Annotated in this window: 21 protein-coding genes; 17 read left to right on the top strand and 4 right to left on the bottom strand. The window is 40.2% G+C overall.

Annotated elements, in window-relative coordinates:
* The first annotated feature begins 96 nt into the window (after window positions 1-96).
* The 4 genes from MHI08_RS14315 to MHI08_RS14300 all read left to right on the top strand — a co-directional run bounded on the left by MHI08_RS14315 (window position 97) and on the right by MHI08_RS14300 (window position 7,209).
* Window positions 97-2,088: a methyl-accepting chemotaxis protein gene (locus MHI08_RS14315; protein WP_041107605.1), complete on the top strand. Its 1,992-nt coding sequence runs from the start codon at window positions 97-99 to the stop codon at window positions 2,086-2,088.
* Window positions 2,089-2,261: 173 nt separating this feature from the next.
* Window positions 2,262-4,238 (top strand): methyl-accepting chemotaxis protein, encoded by a 1,977-nt coding sequence (locus MHI08_RS14310; protein ID WP_056765930.1) that lies wholly within the window; start codon window positions 2,262-2,264, stop codon window positions 4,236-4,238.
* 364 nt (window positions 4,239-4,602) lie between these two features.
* Window positions 4,603-6,594 carry a methyl-accepting chemotaxis protein gene (locus MHI08_RS14305; RefSeq protein ID WP_248351146.1) on the top strand — a complete coding sequence of 664 codons (1,992 nt, stop codon included), beginning with the start codon at window positions 4,603-4,605 and terminating at the stop codon, window positions 6,592-6,594.
* Between the two features lie 90 nt (window positions 6,595-6,684).
* On the top strand, window positions 6,685-7,209 hold the full coding sequence (locus MHI08_RS14300) for a type 1 glutamine amidotransferase domain-containing protein (protein WP_076839891.1): 525 nt from the start codon (window positions 6,685-6,687) through the stop codon (window positions 7,207-7,209).
* 74 nt (window positions 7,210-7,283) lie between these two features.
* Here MHI08_RS14300 and MHI08_RS14295 read toward each other — a convergent pair whose 3' ends face one another.
* Entirely contained in the window at window positions 7,284-8,276 is a 993-nt protein-coding gene (locus MHI08_RS14295) for a Gfo/Idh/MocA family oxidoreductase (protein WP_248351147.1), read from the bottom strand.
* 197 nt (window positions 8,277-8,473) lie between these two features.
* Here MHI08_RS14295 and MHI08_RS14290 point away from each other — a divergent pair, with 197 nt between their 5' ends.
* From MHI08_RS14290 to MHI08_RS14275, 4 genes are all read left to right on the top strand, one after another.
* Window positions 8,474-8,866, top strand: a complete 393-nt coding sequence (locus MHI08_RS14290; RefSeq protein ID WP_024423276.1) for a DoxX family protein — start codon at window positions 8,474-8,476, stop codon at window positions 8,864-8,866.
* A 65-nt stretch (window positions 8,867-8,931) separates the two neighbouring features.
* The gene (locus MHI08_RS14285; RefSeq protein ID WP_024423275.1) at window positions 8,932-10,074 is read left to right on the top strand and encodes an AI-2E family transporter; all 1,143 of its coding nucleotides are present in this window, start codon (window positions 8,932-8,934) and stop codon (window positions 10,072-10,074) included.
* A gap of 127 nt (window positions 10,075-10,201) precedes the next feature.
* Window positions 10,202-11,035: an undecaprenyl-diphosphate phosphatase gene (locus MHI08_RS14280; RefSeq protein WP_025094210.1), complete on the top strand. Its 834-nt coding sequence runs from the start codon at window positions 10,202-10,204 to the stop codon at window positions 11,033-11,035.
* A 170-nt stretch (window positions 11,036-11,205) separates the two neighbouring features.
* Window positions 11,206-11,679 carry a hypothetical protein gene (locus MHI08_RS14275; RefSeq protein ID WP_024423274.1) on the top strand — a complete coding sequence of 158 codons (474 nt, stop codon included), beginning with the start codon at window positions 11,206-11,208 and terminating at the stop codon, window positions 11,677-11,679.
* Window positions 11,680-11,714: 35 nt separating this feature from the next.
* On the opposite strand, the gene bioB is transcribed toward MHI08_RS14275, so the two are convergent.
* The 3 genes from bioB to MHI08_RS14260 all read right to left on the bottom strand — a co-directional run bounded on the left by bioB (window position 11,715) and on the right by MHI08_RS14260 (window position 13,819).
* On the bottom strand, window positions 11,715-12,710 hold the full coding sequence (gene bioB / locus MHI08_RS14270; protein ID WP_248351148.1) for a biotin synthase BioB: 996 nt from the start codon (window positions 12,708-12,710) through the stop codon (window positions 11,715-11,717).
* A 159-nt stretch (window positions 12,711-12,869) separates the two neighbouring features.
* Complete coding sequence (locus MHI08_RS14265) at window positions 12,870-13,223, bottom strand: hypothetical protein (RefSeq protein ID WP_056765941.1); 354 nt, start codon at window positions 13,221-13,223, stop codon at window positions 12,870-12,872.
* Window positions 13,224-13,441: 218 nt separating this feature from the next.
* Window positions 13,442-13,819, bottom strand: coding sequence for a helix-turn-helix transcriptional regulator (locus MHI08_RS14260; protein WP_024425910.1), 378 nt, complete (start codon window positions 13,817-13,819; stop codon window positions 13,442-13,444).
* A gap of 159 nt (window positions 13,820-13,978) precedes the next feature.
* Between MHI08_RS14260 and MHI08_RS14255 the strand changes: the two genes are divergently transcribed.
* The 9 genes from MHI08_RS14255 to MHI08_RS14215 all read left to right on the top strand — a co-directional run bounded on the left by MHI08_RS14255 (window position 13,979) and on the right by MHI08_RS14215 (window position 19,478).
* The gene (locus tag MHI08_RS14255) at window positions 13,979-14,194 is read left to right on the top strand and encodes a helix-turn-helix transcriptional regulator (protein WP_259455901.1); all 216 of its coding nucleotides are present in this window, start codon (window positions 13,979-13,981) and stop codon (window positions 14,192-14,194) included.
* Window positions 14,195-14,239: 45 nt separating this feature from the next.
* Window positions 14,240-14,392: a hypothetical protein gene (locus MHI08_RS14250; RefSeq protein WP_162860191.1), complete on the top strand. Its 153-nt coding sequence runs from the start codon at window positions 14,240-14,242 to the stop codon at window positions 14,390-14,392.
* On the top strand, window positions 14,370-14,612 hold the full coding sequence (locus tag MHI08_RS14245; RefSeq protein ID WP_029706250.1) for a hypothetical protein: 243 nt from the start codon (window positions 14,370-14,372) through the stop codon (window positions 14,610-14,612). The genes MHI08_RS14250 and MHI08_RS14245 overlap by 23 nt, the downstream gene beginning before the upstream one ends.
* Window positions 14,613-14,662: 50 nt before the next feature.
* A complete protein-coding gene (locus MHI08_RS14240; RefSeq protein ID WP_024423269.1) occupies window positions 14,663-15,064 on the top strand; it encodes a hypothetical protein in 402 nt (133 codons plus the stop codon).
* The gene (locus MHI08_RS14235; protein ID WP_024423268.1) at window positions 15,061-15,267 is read left to right on the top strand and encodes an XtrA/YqaO family protein; all 207 of its coding nucleotides are present in this window, start codon (window positions 15,061-15,063) and stop codon (window positions 15,265-15,267) included. The genes MHI08_RS14240 and MHI08_RS14235 overlap by 4 nt, the downstream gene beginning before the upstream one ends.
* Before the next feature lie 131 nt (window positions 15,268-15,398).
* Entirely contained in the window at window positions 15,399-15,917 is a 519-nt protein-coding gene (locus tag MHI08_RS14230) for a sigma-70 family RNA polymerase sigma factor (protein WP_024423267.1), read from the top strand.
* 152 nt (window positions 15,918-16,069) lie between these two features.
* Window positions 16,070-16,714 carry a phage terminase small subunit gene (gene terS, locus MHI08_RS14225; RefSeq protein WP_024425907.1) on the top strand — a complete coding sequence of 215 codons (645 nt, stop codon included), beginning with the start codon at window positions 16,070-16,072 and terminating at the stop codon, window positions 16,712-16,714.
* A gap of 8 nt (window positions 16,715-16,722) precedes the next feature.
* Complete coding sequence (locus tag MHI08_RS14220) at window positions 16,723-18,024, top strand: PBSX family phage terminase large subunit (RefSeq protein WP_192929568.1); 1,302 nt, start codon at window positions 16,723-16,725, stop codon at window positions 18,022-18,024.
* Complete coding sequence (locus MHI08_RS14215; protein WP_248351149.1) at window positions 18,021-19,478, top strand: phage portal protein; 1,458 nt, start codon at window positions 18,021-18,023, stop codon at window positions 19,476-19,478. Before MHI08_RS14220 ends, MHI08_RS14215 begins: the two co-directional genes overlap by 4 nt.
* The last annotated feature ends 7 nt before the right edge of the window (window positions 19,479-19,485 follow it).

Genomic DNA, 19,485 nt, shown 5'->3' with positions numbered 1-19,485 from the left:
TGGATATTTTTTTTATTTTTAAACCTCCCTTCCAGCCTCTAAAAATAAACCTTTCATCCGATAATAACTTTAGAGAAGTAAAGGGGGAAAGTTAAAATGGGAAAAATGATCCAATGGTTCAAAAAACCATCCATTTCAAAGAAATTAATCATTGCCTTTTTGGTCGTCCTTATTCTGCCAACTGTGGCACTGACAATTAGTGCGTTTTTTACATCAAAGACAGAGCTAGACAAACAGATTATGGGCAGTGCGATGAGTCAGGTCAATGCATTTGATACCTTAATCAATGAGAATATTGGCAACAAATCAGATGCCGTGACACTGTTTTCAGACTCGCTCAAAGCGTCTAATCTTCAAGAAAAAAATAGAAATGCGACCATTAAAGAATTACAGCAATTTGGAAAAATTAATGAAAAAGATGTATCCGCAATCTATGCAGGCTCTGAAAAGGGATTGTTTATGCAATATCCAGTTCAAAAGATGCCAGATGGCTACGATCCAAGAGAACGTCCATGGTATCAAGAGGCATTGAAAGCAGAAAACGGAAAACAAGTCATCACAAAACCATATGTAGCAGCATCCACAGGCAAAATGGTTATCACAATTGCCCAAAAAATGAAAGATGGTTCAGGTGTCATTGGTCTTGATATGGAAATAGACAGCCTGCTCCAAAAACTAAAAGAAATCAAAATTGGGCAAAAAGGCTATGCTTTCATCATGGAGAAAGATAAAACCGTTTTAGCAGATCCAACCCAAAAGCCAGGAAGTCAAGTCAATGAAAATCTGGCCAGCATTATTTTTAAAAACAAAGAAGGAAGCGGCAGCTATACCCTCAAAGGAACAGATAAAAAGGTTGCATATGTCACCAATGAATTAACCGGCTGGAAAATTGGTGGAACGATGCTCGTATCTGAAGTAGAAGAAGCGGCAAAGCCCGTTTTCAATACAGCCATTATCGTATTCAGTGTCACACTCATTGTAGCAGGAACCCTCATTTTCTTTATCGTCCGCTCTATTTCAAAAAGATTATCCAACCTTGCCCGCTTCTCGAAAAAAGTCAGCGAAGGTGATTTACGCGATAAGCTTCAGGTCCAGTCAGATGACGAAATTGGACAAGTTGGTAAAGGCTTTAATACGATGATTGACTCATTGCGATCTCTCATTGGAGCCGTTCAAACTTCAGTTGAAAATGTCGCATCTTCATCAGAAGAACTGACTGCCAGCGCAGGACAGACAAGTAAAGCAACAGAGCATATTACACTAGCCATTGAACAATTCTCCAGCGGAAATGAAAGCCAAAATGATAAAGTCGAATTGAGCTCAGTCGAGTTAGAGGAAATGAACCGTGGTCTTCAACATATGAATGAATCGGCTGAATCTATTACGGCTTCATCGATCAAATCAACAGATATTGCAGGGGAGGGCGGCCAGCTTGTTGAAAAAACCGCTTCTCAAATGAATGTCATTGATCAGTCCGTGAAAAAAGCAGAGAATGTCATCAGTGCGCTTGAAAGTAAATCTAAAGACATTACCCAAATTCTCGGTGTCATCAATGGAATTGCCGATCAAACGAATTTACTTGCACTAAATGCAGCGATTGAGGCAGCAAGAGCCGGTGAATCTGGCAGAGGCTTCTCCGTTGTAGCAGAAGAAGTAAGAAAACTGGCGGTTCAATCTGCGAACTCAGCAAAAGAAATTGAGAATTTGATTAAAGAAATCGTGCAAGACATCGACGTATCACAGGAAGTATTCACTGCGGTGAATCGAGAAGTTCAATCAGGCCTAAGCTTCACTGAACAAACGAAAGTAAGCTTCCACAATATTTTCGAAATGACAAAAGAAATTTCTGACCAGCTTCAAACAATGAATCAAACCGTTGTCCAGCTTTCAAAAGGCTCTGCACATGTGTCAGAGGCTGTACGTGAGATTGCAGATGTATCACGTGAAAGCTCGGCAAATATTCAAGACATTGCTGCTTCAGCAGAAGAACAGCTGGCATCAATGGAAGAAATCAGCTCGTCCTCTGCCACACTCTCTTCGATGGCAGAAGAATTACGCGATTTAATTAGCAAATTTAAGGTTGAATAGACAGGAAGAAAAGAGCCTCCAGCTAGAGGCTCTTTTTCATTTAGTAAATCAAAAGAAATGGGTAATTATACTTATTTTTCGGGTTTTTCGAACATTATTTCTTGAAAAATAATTCATATTACCTAAGAATAGAAGAGAAAGACCACAAATCATAAATCAAAAGGAGTAGAGTCATGAAAAAAATCAACTTTTTTAAGCACTTTACGATGTCGAAGAAATTAATTACTGCATTCTTAACGATTCTCCTAGTGCCAATTCTCGTATTGGCTGCATTTTCTTATGAAGTGGCCTCAAAGTCTCTTAATGATGAGATTATGTCTAGTGCTGCAAATGGTGTTCAACAATTAAACGAACTCATTAATAAAGATATACAGCCTAAAATTGACATTGTTTCATATTTATCCAAATCGGTCAAAAAGAAGGAATTGACTGCTAAAAACAAAGATTTACTCAAAGAGAAATTAGAGCAATTATCGGAAACAGATGATGATGTAGTAGAAGTATTTGTTGCAGATCAAAATGGTAAACTAACTGAATATTCCAAGATTCACAAAGGTAATGCAAAGAGCGCAAAAAATGAACCATGGTTTCAGCAATCGATGGGAGAGAAGAAACTCATCATTTCAAATCCTTTTGCCGACAAGTCATCAGATGACCTGCTCATCACAATATCAGAACAGTTAGCAGATGGGTCTGGTGTGATTGGGGTGAATGTACGATTAAATACGGTTGTAAAAGATACAAACAGCATCAAAATTGGCCAAGAAGGCTATGCGTTTATCGCCACATCAGATCAGCGTTATGTGGCCCATAAAACCGATAAGGCGGGGACAAAGCTGACTGGTGACTTCATCTCAAAACTATATGATAAAAAAGAAGGCAGCTTTGAATATGAATACAATGGCCAGCCGAAGCAAATGTTTTTTGCCACAAATGAAGCAACAGGCTGGAAACTTGCTGGAACGATGTATGTGAATGAAGTAAAAGAAGCCGCACAGCCAGTGCTCGACTTAACAATGATTATCCTTGCGGCTGCGATTGCCATTGGCGGAATCGCGATTTATTTTATTATTAAATCGATTCGAAAGCCACTGATAGAGCTCTCTGAATCGGCTGAGAAAATCAGTCAAGGTGATTTGACCCAGCATATTGAAGTTCGTACGCACGATGAAATTGGTAAGCTAGCGCAGAGCTTTAACGACATGTCAGCAAAGCTGAAACAAGTCATTCAAGCTGTCCAAAATTCCATTGAAAATGTGGCTGCCTCGTCTGAAGAGTTAACGGCAAGTGCAGGACAGACAGCTCAAGCGACTGAGCATATCACATCATCTATTGAACAGTTCTCAAACAGCACTGAACATCAAAATGATATGATCGAAAAAAGCTCAGTCCAGTTAAACGAAATGGATCGGAGCTTATCGCATATGGTCGGCACAACCTCTCATATGATGGAATCGTCGATCGAATCGAGCAGAACCGCTCAGGCTGGAGGAGAACTCGTTCAAAAAACAGCAGGTCAAATGCAAACGATTGAGCAGGCAGTAAAAGAAGCAGAGCTTGTCATTGCAGGCTTGGAGCAAAAATCAAAGGATATTACAAACATTCTTGGGGTCATCAACGGTATTGCGGATCAAACGAATCTCCTTGCTTTAAACGCTGCGATCGAAGCCGCACGAGCAGGTGAAGCAGGCAGAGGCTTCTCTGTTGTCGCAGAAGAAGTCCGCAAGCTGGCAGAGCAGTCAGGAAGCTCTTCAAAAGAAATTGAAAGCCTGACGAACGAAATTGTGGAGGAAATAGAAAAATCGCAGAAAATGTTTAAACAAGTAGCAGGTGAAGTACAATCTGGATTAAACATTACAGATGAAACGAAAGTAAGTTTTGAGAAAATCACTGATAAAACATCAGAAATAACAGAACAAATGAAACAAATGAACGGATCAGCCAAAGAGCTATCGCATGGCTCAAATGATATTTCTCATGCGGTGAATCAAATCAAAGAGCTCTCAAGAGAAAGCTCAGCAGGCTTCCAAGATATCGCGGCATCAGCAGAAGAGCAGCTGGCATCTATGGAAGAGATCAGCTCATCCTCTGCCACTTTATCTCAGATGGCAGAAGAACTAAGGGAGCTTATTAAACAATTTAAAATGTAAGGGAGTAGCGAAACACCTGACGGCAAACGTCAGGTGTTTCAGCGTGTAGACAAACCCTCGCATTCGCCCGCCGGTCTCTGCGCCGGTACTCACGAATGTCAAATTCGCTCCGTTCCGGTGCTCGCTTTTTTCCTAGGGCTGCAAAGATTTTCTATCAGACTGAAAAGACAAAGGGCTAAAATCAAGAACAGTATAGCCCTCAACAATCTTAAGCACCTGACGCCAAAACGTTAGGTGTTTTTCCATTCAATGCATATAAATTGGGTAATTTGGACTTATTTAGACTTTAATAAGTTAAAAAAGTAAACAACCTAGTAGTACTTCCGATATATATACTATCTTACTAAAAGGAGTTTTCTTTTTTATGAAATTCATACAGTATTTCAGAAAGCCATCTATTTCAAAAAAGCTTGTATTCTCTTTCTTATTTATTCTTTTATGCCCAATCATCGTATTGGCATTCTCTTCATACCATACGGCAAGCACCTCCTTAAATGATCAAATTATGCAAAGTGCAAAGGAAAACGTAGAGCAGCTAGATAAAAATATTACGAAGGTTGTAAAAGTGAAAACAGACGCAGCCGATTTCTTTAGCAAATGGATCACGGAGAAAAAGCTCAAGCAAAAAGGAACGACCGATATTCAAGGACGCTTTGAGCAGTTCATGAGTATGAATGATGACACAGAAGGCATTTTTGTTGCTTCAAGTGATGGCAAAGTGTTTTCAAGATATCCTAATCAAAAAATGCCTGCCGATTATGTCGCAACTGAGCGTGATTGGTATAAAGACGGCTGGGCGAAAAACGGTGAGCTGTCTGTTTCAGCACCATATGCAACGGCTTCAACCGGTACACTTGTGGTGACCATCTCTAAAAAGTTAGAGGATGGATCAGGCGTCATCGCGATGAACCTAGACATTGCGAATCTTGTTAAAGAGTCCAATAGCATTAATATTGGGAAACATGGCTATGCCTTTATTGGAAGTCCAGATCGTACATATGTGGCGCATCCAAATAAAAAAGCGGGAACAAAAATATCTGGTGGTGAATGGTTAGAAAAACTGTATTCACAAGATAACGGAGCTATGAGCTATATGTTTGAAGGAAAAGAAAAGCAAATGGAGTTCACCACAAACAAGGCGACTGGCTGGAAGATTGTCGGGACGATGTTTGTCAGTGAAGTAGAAGAAGCTGCACAGCCAGTCTTTAACATGGCCGCCATCATTTTAGCCGGCGCGCTTATCATTGGCGGGATTCTAATCTTCTTTATCATCCGTTCCATTACAAAACCACTTTCCACTCTTGTCTCTTCTTCGAAGAAGATCAGTCAGGGAGATTTGACAGAAAAAATTGATGTCCGCTCAAAAGATGAAATTGGACAGCTTGGCACAAGCTTTAATGAAATGAGTGAGTCCCTAAGAGATGTCATTCAAGCTGTACAAACATCTGTTGAGAATGTCGCTTCATCATCTGAAGAACTGACGGCAAGCGCTGGTCAAACAACAAAAGCAACCGAACATATTACATCGTCTATTGAAACATTCTCAAACGGCAACGAAAATCAAAGCGAAATGGTGGAGCAAAGCGCGGCTCATTTAAAACAAATGAATGAGGGTCTGAACGAAGTTGCCGAAACGTCTGATGTCATCACAGCGTCATCTATTCAATCAAAAACAGTCGCGGAAACAGGCGGACAGCTTGTGGAGCAGACTGTTGGCCAAATGAAGACGATTGACCATTCAGTGAAAGAAGCTGAAGGCGTGATCAACGGGCTAGAGCATAAATCAAAAGATATCACAAACATCTTAGGCGTGATTAACGGCATTGCGGATCAAACGAATTTACTTGCACTAAATGCTGCCATTGAAGCAGCGCGTGCAGGCGAGTCAGGCAGGGGCTTCTCTGTTGTTGCCGAAGAAGTGCGTAAATTAGCGGTTCAATCATCGGATTCAGCAAAAGAGATTGAAAAGCTTGTGAATGAAATCGTCTCTGAAATTGAAACATCTCAAAATATGTTCAAAGCAGTGAATGAAGAAGTGAAAAATGGTCTTACTATTACAGATCAAACGAAAGAAAGCTTCTCACAAATAAATGAACAAACAGCGGAAATCGCAGCAAGAATTAATGAAATGAATACAACGGTGCGCGAGCTTTCAAAAGGATCTGAGCAAATTTCTAAAGCAGTGAATGAAATTGCAGATGTATCAAGAGAGAGTTCAGCAAGTATCCAAGATATCGCAGCATCTGCTGAAGAACAGCTTGCTTCTATGGAAGAGATTAGTTCTTCTTCCACGACTCTTTCTCAAATGGCGGAAGAATTACGTGATTTAATTAAAAAATTCAAGATCAGTGAATAAGGTCAAGTGGTTCTCCTCAAGGGGAACCGCTTTTCTTTTTAAGAGGACATCTCGTACAATAGAGGAAATCGAAAGAAGAGGAGAGATAGTATGCGTTTATCAGATAAGAAGGTCATTGCGTTTGTCAGCGATGATTTTGAAGATTTAGAGCTGTGGTATCCGGTTCTGCGATTAAGAGAAGAGGGAGCAACTGTCCATCTTGTAGGTGAAAAAGCAAATCATGAGTACATCGGGAAGTATGGTGTGCCGGCGGTATCCGATGCAGATTTTTATTCCATTCAAGCTGATGATTATGATGCTGTGCTAGTCCCTGGTGGATGGGCGCCTGATAAACTGCGCCGTTATCCAGAAGTATTAGACATCGTCCGTACATTTGATGCAAAGGAAAAACCAATCGGGCAGATTTGTCATGCCGGCTGGGTGCTGATATCAGCAGGAATCCTGAAAGGCAGACAAGTGACAAGTACACCTGGTATTAAAGATGATATGACCAATGCTGGTGCGGACTGGTTCGATGAGGCAGTCGTCACAGATGGCCATCTCATCTCCAGCAGACGCCCGCCAGACCTTCCGCCGTATGTAAAAGCATTTGCGGATGTGTTAGCGGCAAAATAAATGACTGACACGAAACGTAAAAAACAAAGGGCGAACAAAAAAATAATTTCGCCCTTTGTTCATCATTTCATGCCCTATACATTTTGTCTGTCGGCAGGATACATCACGCCCATTTGTCTTCTCGCTTCGTCCATGACGGACATGGTTTGAACAGATAAGGCAAATGTATTGACCGGAGACTGCCCCATTCCCTGCTGAATACACTCAATAAAATGATTCATTTCATAAGACATAGCTGGCTGATCATCTTTGAGAGAGATGTCAGTTTGATGTCCGTCACGGCCATGTATCGTAATTTGTGACGGACGGTGGAATTGATCAATCACCATCGTGGCATCCTCGCCTTGAATTTCAGCCGATAAATGAGACGTTGAAATTTTAGAATGAAAAAGAAGTGCTTGATGCCCGTCATACTGTAAAAGGACTGAACCGTTCCCATCCACACCAGAAGAAAGCTTATAGCCTCTCGCGGTGATTTGATTCGGCAGACCAAATAAGGATATGACTGGGTAAACGAGGTACACCCCGATATCCATTAAAGAACCATTGGATAGCTCAGGCTTAAAGGCATTTGGAAGCTCGCCGCTTCGATAGGCATCGTATCTTGAAGAATATTTACAGTAATGCGCGACCACTTGCCTGATAGGTCCAAGCTGATCAAGATGCTGTTTGATTTGAAGGAAGTTAGGCAGAAATGTCGTTTTCATCGCTTCCATCAAACAAACGTGATGTTTTTTCGCTGCGGCAATCATTTCTTCCACTTCTTTTCGATGAGAGGCGAACGGTTTTTCGCATAAAACATGCTTTTGATGCTCCATCATCAACATGGCTTGCTCTTTATGAAGGGCATTTGGACTCGCAATATACACGGCATCAAACGTATCACTTTCCGCCATTTGTTGTAAGTTCGTAAAAACCGTATCAATCCCATATTTTTCGGCAAAGGCCTGTCCTTTTTCAGCGGACCGTGAATAGACGGCTGTACATGTAAAATCAGCTAGTTCTTCACCAGCTTGTAAGAACCGATCTGTAATCCAGTTCGTTCCGATGACAGCAAATCGAATCATGTGATTCCCTCCTTCTGCTTTTCTCTGATTATACATGCTTTGAAAGCGTTTGTATGAAAGAATATTCTTTTTATTGATAAGCGGATGAAACCTTTATATAGGCTGAAACGTCTTACATAAAGGATATAAATGTACGAAAAGTGGGTAGTTTCTTCCTTCTTCGGGTAATACTCAGGATAGAAGGGAGAGGAGGAAACATGAAGCGCGTCCTGCATATAGGAAGTACATACATCTTTGCGCTTTTATTTATAGCGGCTGGTATTTTTCATGTGATAGAGCCGAGCGGCTTTGCCCGCATGATGCCAGGCTGGCCATTTCCATATGTAATGGTCTATGCGACTGCATGTTTTGAATGGCTGCTGGCCGTGCTGCTGCTTTTGCCAAATGTCAGGATTACAGCGGCAAAATCCATTGCTGTCTATCTTGTACTCATTTTCCCTGCAAACTTATTTGCTGCTCGTGAGGGAATACCATTTCCAGGTCAAGAAAATACAGAACAAGCCTTGCTATGGATAAGGCTTATTGGACAGCCGATTCTCATTGTATGGGTGATGTCTATTGCAAAATGGGAAAAAAAGCTGAAACAATGATCACCATATCATGATCAAGTAGTGTACAATTTACTCATAAAATAGCCCGTGTTTGGAGGAACGATATGAACTCTATGCAAATGTGGAGCAGTCGATTTAGAAAATTTTTTCTTGATAACAAGTTTGTTCTCTTTTTACTCGTCCTGTTATTAATTGGATTGAATATCCTTGTTTTCATGAAAACATCATTTATTTTCACACCGCTCATTGTACTCGTCAAAACCATTGCCTTACCGATTATTTTAACGGGGGTCGTGTATTATTTATTAAATCCAATTGTCAACTTGTTAGAGAAAGCAAGAATCAAGCGAATTTATTCCATTTTGCTTTTATATATTGTCATTATTGGGATTATTACAGTGACCATCGTGTCCATTATTCCTTTTTTACAAGCTCAAACCATGAGTCTATTTCATAATCTTCCGAAATACGTCGATACGGTAGAAGATCAAATTAGACAATTAACAGGAAGTAACTTTATTAATCAAGTGCAAAACTCGATGAACTTTAACGTGTCTGAATTGGTAAGTAAAGCATCCAGTCAAGCGACGAAGATTTTGGAAAGCACCTTTACCGGTGTAGGAACATTCTTAGGGGCGCTCACAGAAGTCATCATCTCGATCGTGACTGTGCCGTTTATTCTGTTTTATCTATTAAAAGACGGCAAAAAGCTGCCTGACTATCTATTGAAATTTTTCCCAAGTAAAATGAGGGAACATACACATATCATGCTTCACGAAATGAACCACCGTCTGAGCTCGTATATTCGCGGACAGATCATTGTCAGCTTCTGTATCGGTGTTCTTCTGTTAATCGGTTATATGATCATTGGACTTGACTATGCGCTGTTGCTTGCTATCATTGCTGCATGTACAAGCATAGTGCCTTACCTTGGTCCAACAATTGCGATTACACCAGCGATTGTGATTGCACTTGTGACGTCACCAGTAATGCTGTTAAAACTCATTATAGTCTGGACAGTGGTTCAGCTAGTTGAAGGGAAATTCATTTCTCCTCAGGTGATGGGGAAAAACCTTCATATTCATCCCATTACGATTATTTTTGTTATATTAACAGCTGGTAAATTGTTCAACGTGGTCGGCATCATTGTCGCTATTCCGACGTATGCCGTTCTGAAGGTCATCACGACTCACTTATTTGATTGGTTCAAAATGCGGTCCAATTTGTATAAAGAAGAAAAGGTTTGATGTCATAATCTTTTTTTGAAAAAAATATAGTATCATAAAGACGAGCTTTCGATGAAGGAAGCTTGTCTTTATGTGGACATAGATGTTTGGCGTGTTCAAAAGATCAGAATTGAAAGGAAAGAAAATCATGAATCTATGGGATTTATTCGTGGCACTGGTTTTAGGAATTGTCGAAGGATTAACAGAGTACGCACCTGTTTCATCTACAGGTCACATGATTATTGTCGATGATCTTTGGTTAAAATCAAAGGAAATTATTACGCCAGAAGCGGCCAACACATTTAAAGTCGTGATTCAGTTAGGCTCAATTTTAGCTGTCATGATCGTGTTTAAAGATCGTATTTTAAACTTATTGGGCTTAAAGAAAAATATCACCGAAGAGCAAAAGCGCAGCGGGCATAAACTGACCATCGCCCAAATTGCAGTTGGACTTGTTCCAGCCGTCATTTTAGGATTCCTATTTGAAGATTATATTGATAAATACTTATTTGACGTCAGAACGGTCGCTGTCGGTTTGATTTTAGGGGCAGTTCTAATGCTTGTCGCTGACTGGATCAATAAACGGAAAACAGAAACAAGCTCTGTCGATAACATGACGTACAGACAAGCACTTTATATTGGACTGTTTCAATGTTTAGCATTATGGCCAGGCTTCTCGCGCTCAGGTTCGACGATCGCAGGCGGGGTTATTCTTGGTTTGAATCACCGTGCTGCGGCAGACTTTACATTTATCATGGCGATGCCGATTATGGCAGGAGCAAGCTTGTTAACCCTTGTGAAAAATGCCGAATATTTAACACCTGACATGCTGCCATTCTTTATTGTCGGCTTTGTGAGTGCGTTTGTTGTGGCTCTCTTTGTTGTTCGATTCTTCCTAAAACTGATCAATAAAATCAAACTGGTGCCTTTTGCGATATACCGAATTATCCTAGGTGTGATTTTATTTATCCTGTTCATGTAATACTGTAAACTACTCTTTTATAAGAGTAGTTTTTTTGTTATCCCACCTAATTAAACAGTAAAAATACCCTCTTAATTGGTAGAATAAGAATTTTTTTCATAAATTAGTGTTTAAGAGACAGATAAAGGGGTAGTACATAAACATACCAATTAAAGGAGGAGTTAGAAATAATGAGAAAAACAAGCAAAATGTTTGTTGGTTCTGTCATCGCTACGTCAATGATTGCTGCCCCTCTATCTCTTACGACTTTTGGTCAAACGGCTGAAGCTGCTACAACAACAGGTGTTGATGGAAGTGTCTCAATTGATCCAGTAGCCATTGCCGATAAAATTGAACAAGCAGTAAAGTCATCTCAAAATCGTGATGGATTCGTAAAAAATGCAGCATACAGTGCGTTCTATGAAGCAGGTCAAAACTACAACGTAGTTGTCCAAAACTTAAGCCAAGACCACGATTTTAGCGGTCTGAACAATGTTGTTTACTATGATAGTGTTGAATATGACGGTATTACGTTTGGTATTTGGGTATTTGAAGATGGTACGTTTGTCAATAATGGCGACGGTGGATATATTAACTGGACGTTTGTTGGCAGCTTTGACCGAGAAGATGGAAGCGGAACTGTCGATTTTCATAAAAGATTCTAATCTTAAAAGTCTGCCGGAGAATCGGCAGACTTTTTTTATAACGCACATTCTTCTATTTCAAACCCTAAATCTTCAATGATGTGATGATCCGTTTGGACTTGCTGGCCTTTTGTTGTTAAATAATCACCAACAAAAATGGAATTTGCGGCATACAGTGCGAGCGGCTGGAGTGTCCGTAAATTAAACTCTCTGCCTCCGGATACCCGAATTTCTTTTGTTGGGTTGACAAATCTCATCATTGCCAGCACTTTCAATGCTTTGATCGGGTGTGTTCGTTTTTGATGCTCAAGCGGTGTTCCTTCGATGGCATGAAGAAAGTTGACTGGAATTGAATCCGCATCAAGTGCTCTGAGCGCAAAAGCCATTTCAACAATTTGCTGATTGGTTTCACCCATTCCAATAATGACCCCTGAGCAAGGTGACATGCCAGACTGTTTGACCTGCTCAATGGTCGATACGCGGTCATCGTATGTATGAGTTGTCGTAATGTGAGCATGATGATCATGATGTGTATTGATATTGTGATTATACCGATGAACACCCGCTTCCTTCAGCCGCTTCGCTTTTTCTTCATTTAATAACCCAAGACAGGCACACACCTTCAAAGGCATCGTTTCAGTGATCTCCTTGACTGCTGCTGTGACTTCATCTAATTCCCTATGAGAAGGCGCTCTCCCGCTTGCCACAATACAATAAGTCCCGGCTTTTCTTTTGAGAGCCTCACGCGCACCAGCTATAATGGTCTTTTGATCAAGCATTGTATATCTTTCAACTGGTGCTTTTGAAATCATCGACTGTGAACAATATCCACAGTTCTCAGGGCAATATCCACTTTTTGCGTTAAAAATCATATTTAATTTTACCTTTTTTTGAAAAAAATGAAATCGCACTTGATAGGCTGCATGCATAATAGGTAACAATTCTCTATCGTCAGCTTCAAGAATGTCTAGACCCTCTTGCACCGTGATCGGTTCATTTTTCAGAGCTTTCTCTGCTATCGTTTCCCAAGACAAAGATATGTGTTTTATCATCATCAGCCCCTTAATATGTCAACTTATTATAAATAAAAGTTAACATATTGGTTGATCTATAGCAAGAATTGAATGTCTAGCTCGTTTTAGAGAATTGTCACATTATGAAAGGCGATGATATGATGTCATCGCCTTAAGTTTAATAAATTTAAAAGAGTTTTAGTAGGTAATTGTATAGTTGTTAATCACAAGTTCACCATCTGAATTTAGATAAGATACTTTAACAAAGCCAGGTTTTAAAAAGTAAATCCAAGTGAAATTTGGAGCAGTTTGTTTCAGTTCAACAGCATCAGTACTACCTGACAAATTTATTTTACTGATTGGAATTGAAAAAGCACCAGACCATCCTACCTTAACTTTACGGTCGATCGTAATTACTTTATTCATAATAGGAGCTTTTTCTATAACTGGTTCTTTAGGTTGTGCAGCTGCATGGGCACCTTCAGTTTGGAAGAACGTAAGAGCACCAACAGCAGCTAAAGACAATATACAAGCTTTCATGAATTTTTTCATCGGTAACACTCCTTTTTTTTTGATATATACATATATTAATAATAATAGAATTATTTGTCAATTAAATATATGAAAAAAAGAGTAATTATGGTGAAAATTGTCACATATTTGTTGGAAAAGACATGATTTTTTATTCATATGCTATTTCTTTTTTAAGGGAAAAAGAGGTATAAAAAAAGCTGGGTTTGTCCCAGCGTAAAGCAGATGAAAAGAGATGATCAATTGTCGTCACGCTTTTTTGGCTGACGACCTTTTTGCTTCTCTTTCTCTCTAATGTAGTTAATAAAATCGATGGTTTGTCTTCGTGCTTCTTCGGAAAAATCTGAGGCTGCTTTAAACGCAATTTGCAAATCAGGATCGTCTGCAAGATCGTCATCGGGCCTGCCTTTGTCCTTACCTGTGAGAAGATAATCGGTTGAGACCCCATATAACTCGGCAATTTTCACAATCATTTCACCGTCGGGTTTTCTCAAGCCGTATTCCCAGTTTGCATAAGTGGACATTGCCTTTAATCCGAGTTTTTTAGCAACTGTTGACTTGCTCCATCCATGCTTCTCTCTTAATTCAGTTAGAATCTTCCCAGTCAAATTATCCATCAGAAACACCTTTTTTCATGTTATGAGTAAATTTTATCATGAATTACACGGAAAAGATAAATAAATACACAAAAAGAATAAAAATGTGATTGACTTACTCGTTACGTGTATATTATCATAATGAATATAACTTACACATATTGAGTAAGAGGTGGACAGATGAAACTTGAAAATTTACGAGAAGAGCGCATATTGCAAGGTAAAACACAAACCTATATGGCGAAAAAATTGGGATATAAGTACACAAGCGGCTATGCGAATATCGAAATGGGCAGAACGAAGCCTAGCTTAGAAATAGCAAAGCATATTGCAGATCTGCTGAATACCGGGGTTCAAGAGCTTTTTTTTTGGCCAAAAGTTACACGAAAAGAGTAATTCTTTAAGAGAAGATCGGTTCTTAGAAAAGGGGAGACGAGCAGAATGAATATTGAACATCCAATGGTGACTCAGATGAGTGACTTTGGTTATCCAAAAAGCTATTGGTTATATGACATGAAACGATATGGATACCAAACAGAAATTGAGGACAGCTTGGAGGGAGCTGAAGAAGATGAGACATCAGCTGACGTTTGATGCTAGAAAAGAAGCGCAGCTTTGTTTAGACCAAGCTGGCGGCTGGATCGCCTTTCATCGTCAGAAACCGATGTTTGTTTTTGCCACAGCAGAAGAGAAAGAGACATATATGACCCTCCTGGAGGCTAAGGTCGATGATACAAAAAAGGAGGAATCAGGGCAACGTGAAACGATGGAAGCAAATCATGACATTTTTGAAATGCTTGCTCAAAGCGAGTAAAAACGAACAAGACATCCGCCAGTGGTCAAAGGATGACGGGAGATCATAACATGGTCATCCATTTAATGATTGAACATGAGCATTTGTTAACAAAAGAGACATTGATGAAAAGAATACGATCAGCTGCAAAAGGGCAATGCCCCCAAAAATTAAAAGGCGCACTATCACTTGAAATTCGTTTATTTGATCACATGCCGTTTGACATAGCTGACTGCCAAAAAAAGCGTACATACGCAGAAAAAGGGTTGATACGCCCAGTACACGTCAGCATCTTTCAGCCGAATCTACAGCATATTCAAGAAGCACTTCATTCTATAGCTGATGAAGTCCCTCTGCAGATGGTCGATTTAAGAGTTTCCCAGTTTTATAGTATGTGTCCAAGAGTTGAAATCATTATCAATACGGTAGGTGGTGGCACGAGGCCATCACCAAAAAAGGAGACAAGCATATGAACGAGCCAAAACAACTATTCATTCAAGAAAACCAAACATTTGTCGGTGAGATGGAAAAAGGAAAAATTCAAGTCATCGTGTTAGATGGGAATGTAGGAACGGCTTATAAAATGGATGTACCTGAACATGGAAAAACCATTATTCAAACGGCAAAAGGTCATTTTGCAAGAGTAGATCACGAGATTGGTTTTAAAATCAGCTAACTGACTGAACACATCAAAGCACAATATTATGTCCAAGACGGAAAGCCTGCGGACACTGATCAAGACCCTGCTAAAAGGGGGCTTGATTGGTGTCCGTTTTTTATTTTCTTAAAAAAAGGGAGAGAGCCAATATGCAAGATTTACTCATTGAATATAAAAGAGCTTTAAAGAATGCTAGAAAACAATATGAACCATTTAAAGAAAAAGAAGAACATCAGCTGTCCGTTCAAGACAAGCATGATAAAAAAATGATCGCCAGTATGGTAAGCGATCTGGAATACGTAGTAGAATGGCTTCAAATCGGAAGAGAGCCAGGTGCGCGCAGAGGATTAGACAGACGTTCAGTCTATCAGCGTACCATTCTCGCAAATCCAGAAGTGTTAGAGGCTTTATCACATGAATATACCCTTATTCAAGAGAAAGAAAGAGAAGTCAGTGAGAGAGATAAAAGACGAATTGATGAAGCTTTGTCTGTTTTAACAGATCGAGAAAAGGACGTATTCTTTATGCACACAACACAAGGGTTATCGTTTAGCGAGATTGCGGTTATGCTGGATGTCAAAAAAGGAACTGTCCAAAAACATATGGAAAGAGCGCGGACGAAGATGTCCAAAAAAGTACAAGAACGCCTATTCAGAGCTGCTGAATAGGCGTTTTTTCTATCCGAAAATAAATCAGTGAAAGCTTGTCTTACAGTTGCCACCTATAGTTAGAAAGACCAAACGAATGTTTGCTAGCCCTACACAAATGATTCCTTCAGAGGGAATCATTCGAATTAAAAGGAGGCGGCAGGTGAATGTAAATGAAAGATAAACGGATAGAGGCCAAGCAGGATTATATGAAGGGGATGACGTACCAGCAAATTGCTGATCATTACAATGTCTCGATCCATACCGTCAAATCGTGGAAAAGGCGATACGGATGGCAAAGACAAAAAACTTCGTCAAAGCAAGCACACTCGATTTTCAATCAATTTCTTTCAGATGAAACGATTGAAATCATGGAGAAAATGGATGGACGTACATCGCTTGATTTAATCTGGGATCAAATTCAAATTCAATATGCAGCCATTATTCGGGCGCAGCGAATCATGTATGTAGCAGATCAAGAGGACATGATCAAAGAGCTGAAAAAGGCGGCATACATGCCTTCTTCATTAGAAGAAACAGGAGAAGGCATTCAGACAGAACTAGACATCACCTCAGAAGAATATTCGTTTCAATTTTCATGGGATCGGCATGCGACGTTTTTAAATGCACAATCCCGTGCAATGGGTGAACTCAGGCGTTTAATAAAACAGTTTGAAGAGCTCGCACATGCGAAGGATGAACGAAGATTAAGGCTGAAGCAAATTGAACTGACAATCGAAAAAACGAAAAAAGCAGTGCGTGAAGAAAAAGAGGAAGATCTTCAAATCATGATCAAGCGAAAAGAGGACGACTCATGACGCCATTGATTGAAAAAGAAGTCAATCCTCATTTTGAACACTTTCTATTCGATTGGAATCAGAAGTTTCAATTTTTAGTAGGGGGCTACGGCTCCTCTAAAAGCTATCACATTGCTTTAAAGCTCGTTTTAAAGCTGCTGGAAGAAAAACGGACAGCACTTGTCATTCGGGAGGTGTATGATACGCACCGCGAATCAACCTTTTCTTTATTACAAGAGATCGTCAGCGACCTCGGCATCGACCACGTGGTAAAGTGCCGAAGTTCGCCGCTTGCACTAACATTTCGAAACGGCAGCAGCATCCTATTTAAAGGACTGGACAAGCCTGAAAAATTGAAATCGATCAACAACATTTCGATCATTTGGATTGAGGAATGTTCAGAGGTTTCTTATGAAGGCTTTAAAGAGCTGCTTGGAAGGCTGAGGCATCCGTCCTTACCGCTTTATATGATGTTATCGACGAATCCTGTTGGTCAGGATAATTGGACGTACAGACATTTTTTTCGAGATGAACAGCTGAAGCGATTTGTTTTAGATGACGAAACATTATACAAAAAGCGAACCGTTGTCATCAAGGATACGTATTACCATCACTCCACGGCGGAAGATAACCTATTCCTTCCTAAAAGCTACGTGAAGCAGCTGGATGAGCTGAAAGAGTATGATCCAGATCTCTATCGCATTGCGAGGAAGGGGTATTTCGGCATTAATGGCACAAAGGTTTTTCCTCAATTTGAGGTGAGAAGCCATTCTGATGTATTAGAAGCCATTCAGCAGATTGACAGACCGCTGAAGCGAGCAGGCATGGATTTTGGATTTGTTGAATCATACAATGCGCTCATTCGGTTAGCTGTCGATCATGAAAAAAAGTACTTATATATTTATTGGGAATATTACGACCGCGGGAAAACAGATGATGAAACAGCCATTGACTTGAAAGAGTTCATTGAATCAAAGGAACTGATTAAAGCCGACGCAGCCGAACCTAAAACCATTCACTATTTTCGGCAGCGCGGCTTTCAAATGGTAGCAGCACATAAGTTCCAAGGCTCACGTTTGCAGTATACAAAAAAAATCAAACGGTTTAAGAAAATTATTTGTTCTGATGCTTGTCCATATACCATCTATGAACTTCAATCACTAACCTATAAGGCAGATAAGGATGGACGTCTAGAGGAAGATGAATTTCAAATCGATCCGCACACTTTATCAGCCATCTGGTATGCGCTGGATGATTATGAAGTGACAGATTTGAAGCAGACCGCCTCAGAGCGTGTCCGTCCAAACAGAGAGAGGAGGTCCATACAATGAAACAATTGAAAGCAACCATTATGAAGGCAAACATGTCTGATCATACAAAACAAATGTATGCAGATGAATTTTCCTACGAAAAGGATGACATTGTTCCCCCGCCTTACAATATCAATGAATTAAAAAGCATGGCAGAATATTCAACCATTCTTCAGCAATGTATTGATGCGTATAAGACCAATATTTTAGGCTTTGGTTTTGGTGTAGAATATGCCTTTGACTTTAATGCAGAAGGTGTGAAACCGGCAAAAAAGAAAGCAGCAGAGAAGGAATGGACAAGGCTTGAAGAGTTTACGAAATACATGAACTATGATGAGTCTGCTGATGTGGTGCTTGGCTATGTCATCGAAGACCGGGAGAAAACGGGGAATGGTTTTTTAGAGGTTCTCCGAGATGGTCAGGGAAAGCCGGCAGGAATCGAGTATTTAGATGCGCTCCATATCCGTATTTGCAAGCTTAGTGAGCCAGTTGACGTTGAATTCCGGTATACAGAAAACGGCGAATTGAAAACAATGAATCGAAAGAAACGATTCCGTAAATATGTGCAGGTGATCAATGAAAAGAAAGTCTTCTTCAAGGAGTATGGTGATCCGCGCATTTTACATTGTGAAACAGGCAAATACGATGACACCACCCCAGAGCCGCTGCGCGCAACAGAAGTGATTCATTTTAAAATCGGCAGTGGAACGTATGGAATTCCCCGCTGGATTGGCAACATCGTCAATATGTATGGGGCACGCAAGGCAGAAGAATTGAACTATCTTTATTTTAAACAAGGGCGGCATGTACCTGGTGCCATCATTGTCGAAAATGGAATGCTGTCTGAGTCTTCCTATCAGCAGCTTCAGGATTATATGGACGATATTGAAGGCTCTGATCATGCACATAAATTTCTATTGCTTGAAGTCGAAGGTCTCCCGACGGAAAAAGGGTTAACTGGAGAAGAAGATGTCTCAAATGTCAAAGTGAATTTTAAATCCCTAGCAGAGATCTTGCAAGAAGATGCACTCTTTTTAGAATACGATGAAAAAACAAGAAACAAAATCCGCTCTGCTTTTCGCCTGCCGCCTATTTACACAGGTGAGTCTCAAGACTATAACAAAGCGACAGCCGATACGGCGCGGAAAACAACAGAAGAACAGGTATTTCAGCCTGAACGGCATCTCATCACAGGAAAGCTCAATACACTTTTCCTGCCGGATCTTGATATTTGGCATGTTCGTTTCCTATTAAATGGTCCTGACTTTAGAGATCCATTAGAGATTGCCAAGGTTCTGACACCGTTTATTCAGGCTGGGGCAGTGTCACCAAACGATTTGCGAGATCTAGCAGGACGTATCCTTGGGAAAACGTTAGAGGAATGGCCGGAGGATCTCTATCACAGACCTTTAGAAAGCCGCATGGCATCAGCCGAACAAGAGTCTCAACGAGAGACGAATCAGCTGAAGAAATAAACCGAAG

Source organism: Bacillus sp. FSL M7-0791 (assembly GCF_038627085.1).
GTDB classification, from domain to species: domain Bacteria; phylum Bacillota; class Bacilli; order Bacillales; family Bacillaceae; genus Bacillus; species Bacillus safensis.
The sequence above is the reverse complement of the archived record's forward strand: the minus strand, read 5'-3'. Positions and strand labels throughout refer to the sequence as shown.

Bases quoted from the DNA above. Each gene is read 5' to 3' on its own strand.
- MHI08_RS14315 (WP_041107605.1), top strand. From the start codon at position 97: ATGGGAAAAATGATCCAATGGTTCAAAAAACCATCCATTTCAAAGAAA.
- MHI08_RS14310 (WP_056765930.1), top strand. From the start codon at position 2,262: ATGAAAAAAATCAACTTTTTTAAGCACTTTACGATGTCGAAGAAATTA.
- MHI08_RS14305 (WP_248351146.1), top strand. From the start codon at position 4,603: ATGAAATTCATACAGTATTTCAGAAAGCCATCTATTTCAAAAAAGCTT.
- MHI08_RS14300 (WP_076839891.1), top strand. From the start codon at position 6,685: ATGCGTTTATCAGATAAGAAGGTCATTGCGTTTGTCAGCGATGATTTT.
- MHI08_RS14295 (WP_248351147.1), bottom strand. From the start codon at position 8,276: ATGATTCGATTTGCTGTCATCGGAACGAACTGGATTACAGATCGGTTC.
- MHI08_RS14290 (WP_024423276.1), top strand. From the start codon at position 8,474: ATGAAGCGCGTCCTGCATATAGGAAGTACATACATCTTTGCGCTTTTA.
- MHI08_RS14285 (WP_024423275.1), top strand. From the start codon at position 8,932: ATGAACTCTATGCAAATGTGGAGCAGTCGATTTAGAAAATTTTTTCTT.
- MHI08_RS14280 (WP_025094210.1), top strand. From the start codon at position 10,202: ATGAATCTATGGGATTTATTCGTGGCACTGGTTTTAGGAATTGTCGAA.
- MHI08_RS14275 (WP_024423274.1), top strand. From the start codon at position 11,206: ATGAGAAAAACAAGCAAAATGTTTGTTGGTTCTGTCATCGCTACGTCA.
- bioB (WP_248351148.1), bottom strand. From the start codon at position 12,710: ATGATAAAACACATATCTTTGTCTTGGGAAACGATAGCAGAGAAAGCT.
- MHI08_RS14265 (WP_056765941.1), bottom strand. From the start codon at position 13,223: ATGAAAAAATTCATGAAAGCTTGTATATTGTCTTTAGCTGCTGTTGGT.
- MHI08_RS14260 (WP_024425910.1), bottom strand. From the start codon at position 13,819: ATGGATAATTTGACTGGGAAGATTCTAACTGAATTAAGAGAGAAGCAT.
- MHI08_RS14255 (WP_259455901.1), top strand. From the start codon at position 13,979: ATGAAACTTGAAAATTTACGAGAAGAGCGCATATTGCAAGGTAAAACA.
- MHI08_RS14250 (WP_162860191.1), top strand. From the start codon at position 14,240: ATGAATATTGAACATCCAATGGTGACTCAGATGAGTGACTTTGGTTAT.
- MHI08_RS14245 (WP_029706250.1), top strand. From the start codon at position 14,370: ATGAGACATCAGCTGACGTTTGATGCTAGAAAAGAAGCGCAGCTTTGT.
- MHI08_RS14240 (WP_024423269.1), top strand. From the start codon at position 14,663: ATGGTCATCCATTTAATGATTGAACATGAGCATTTGTTAACAAAAGAG.
- MHI08_RS14235 (WP_024423268.1), top strand. From the start codon at position 15,061: ATGAACGAGCCAAAACAACTATTCATTCAAGAAAACCAAACATTTGTC.
- MHI08_RS14230 (WP_024423267.1), top strand. From the start codon at position 15,399: ATGCAAGATTTACTCATTGAATATAAAAGAGCTTTAAAGAATGCTAGA.
- terS (WP_024425907.1), top strand. From the start codon at position 16,070: ATGAAAGATAAACGGATAGAGGCCAAGCAGGATTATATGAAGGGGATG.
- MHI08_RS14215 (WP_248351149.1), top strand. From the start codon at position 18,021: ATGAAACAATTGAAAGCAACCATTATGAAGGCAAACATGTCTGATCAT.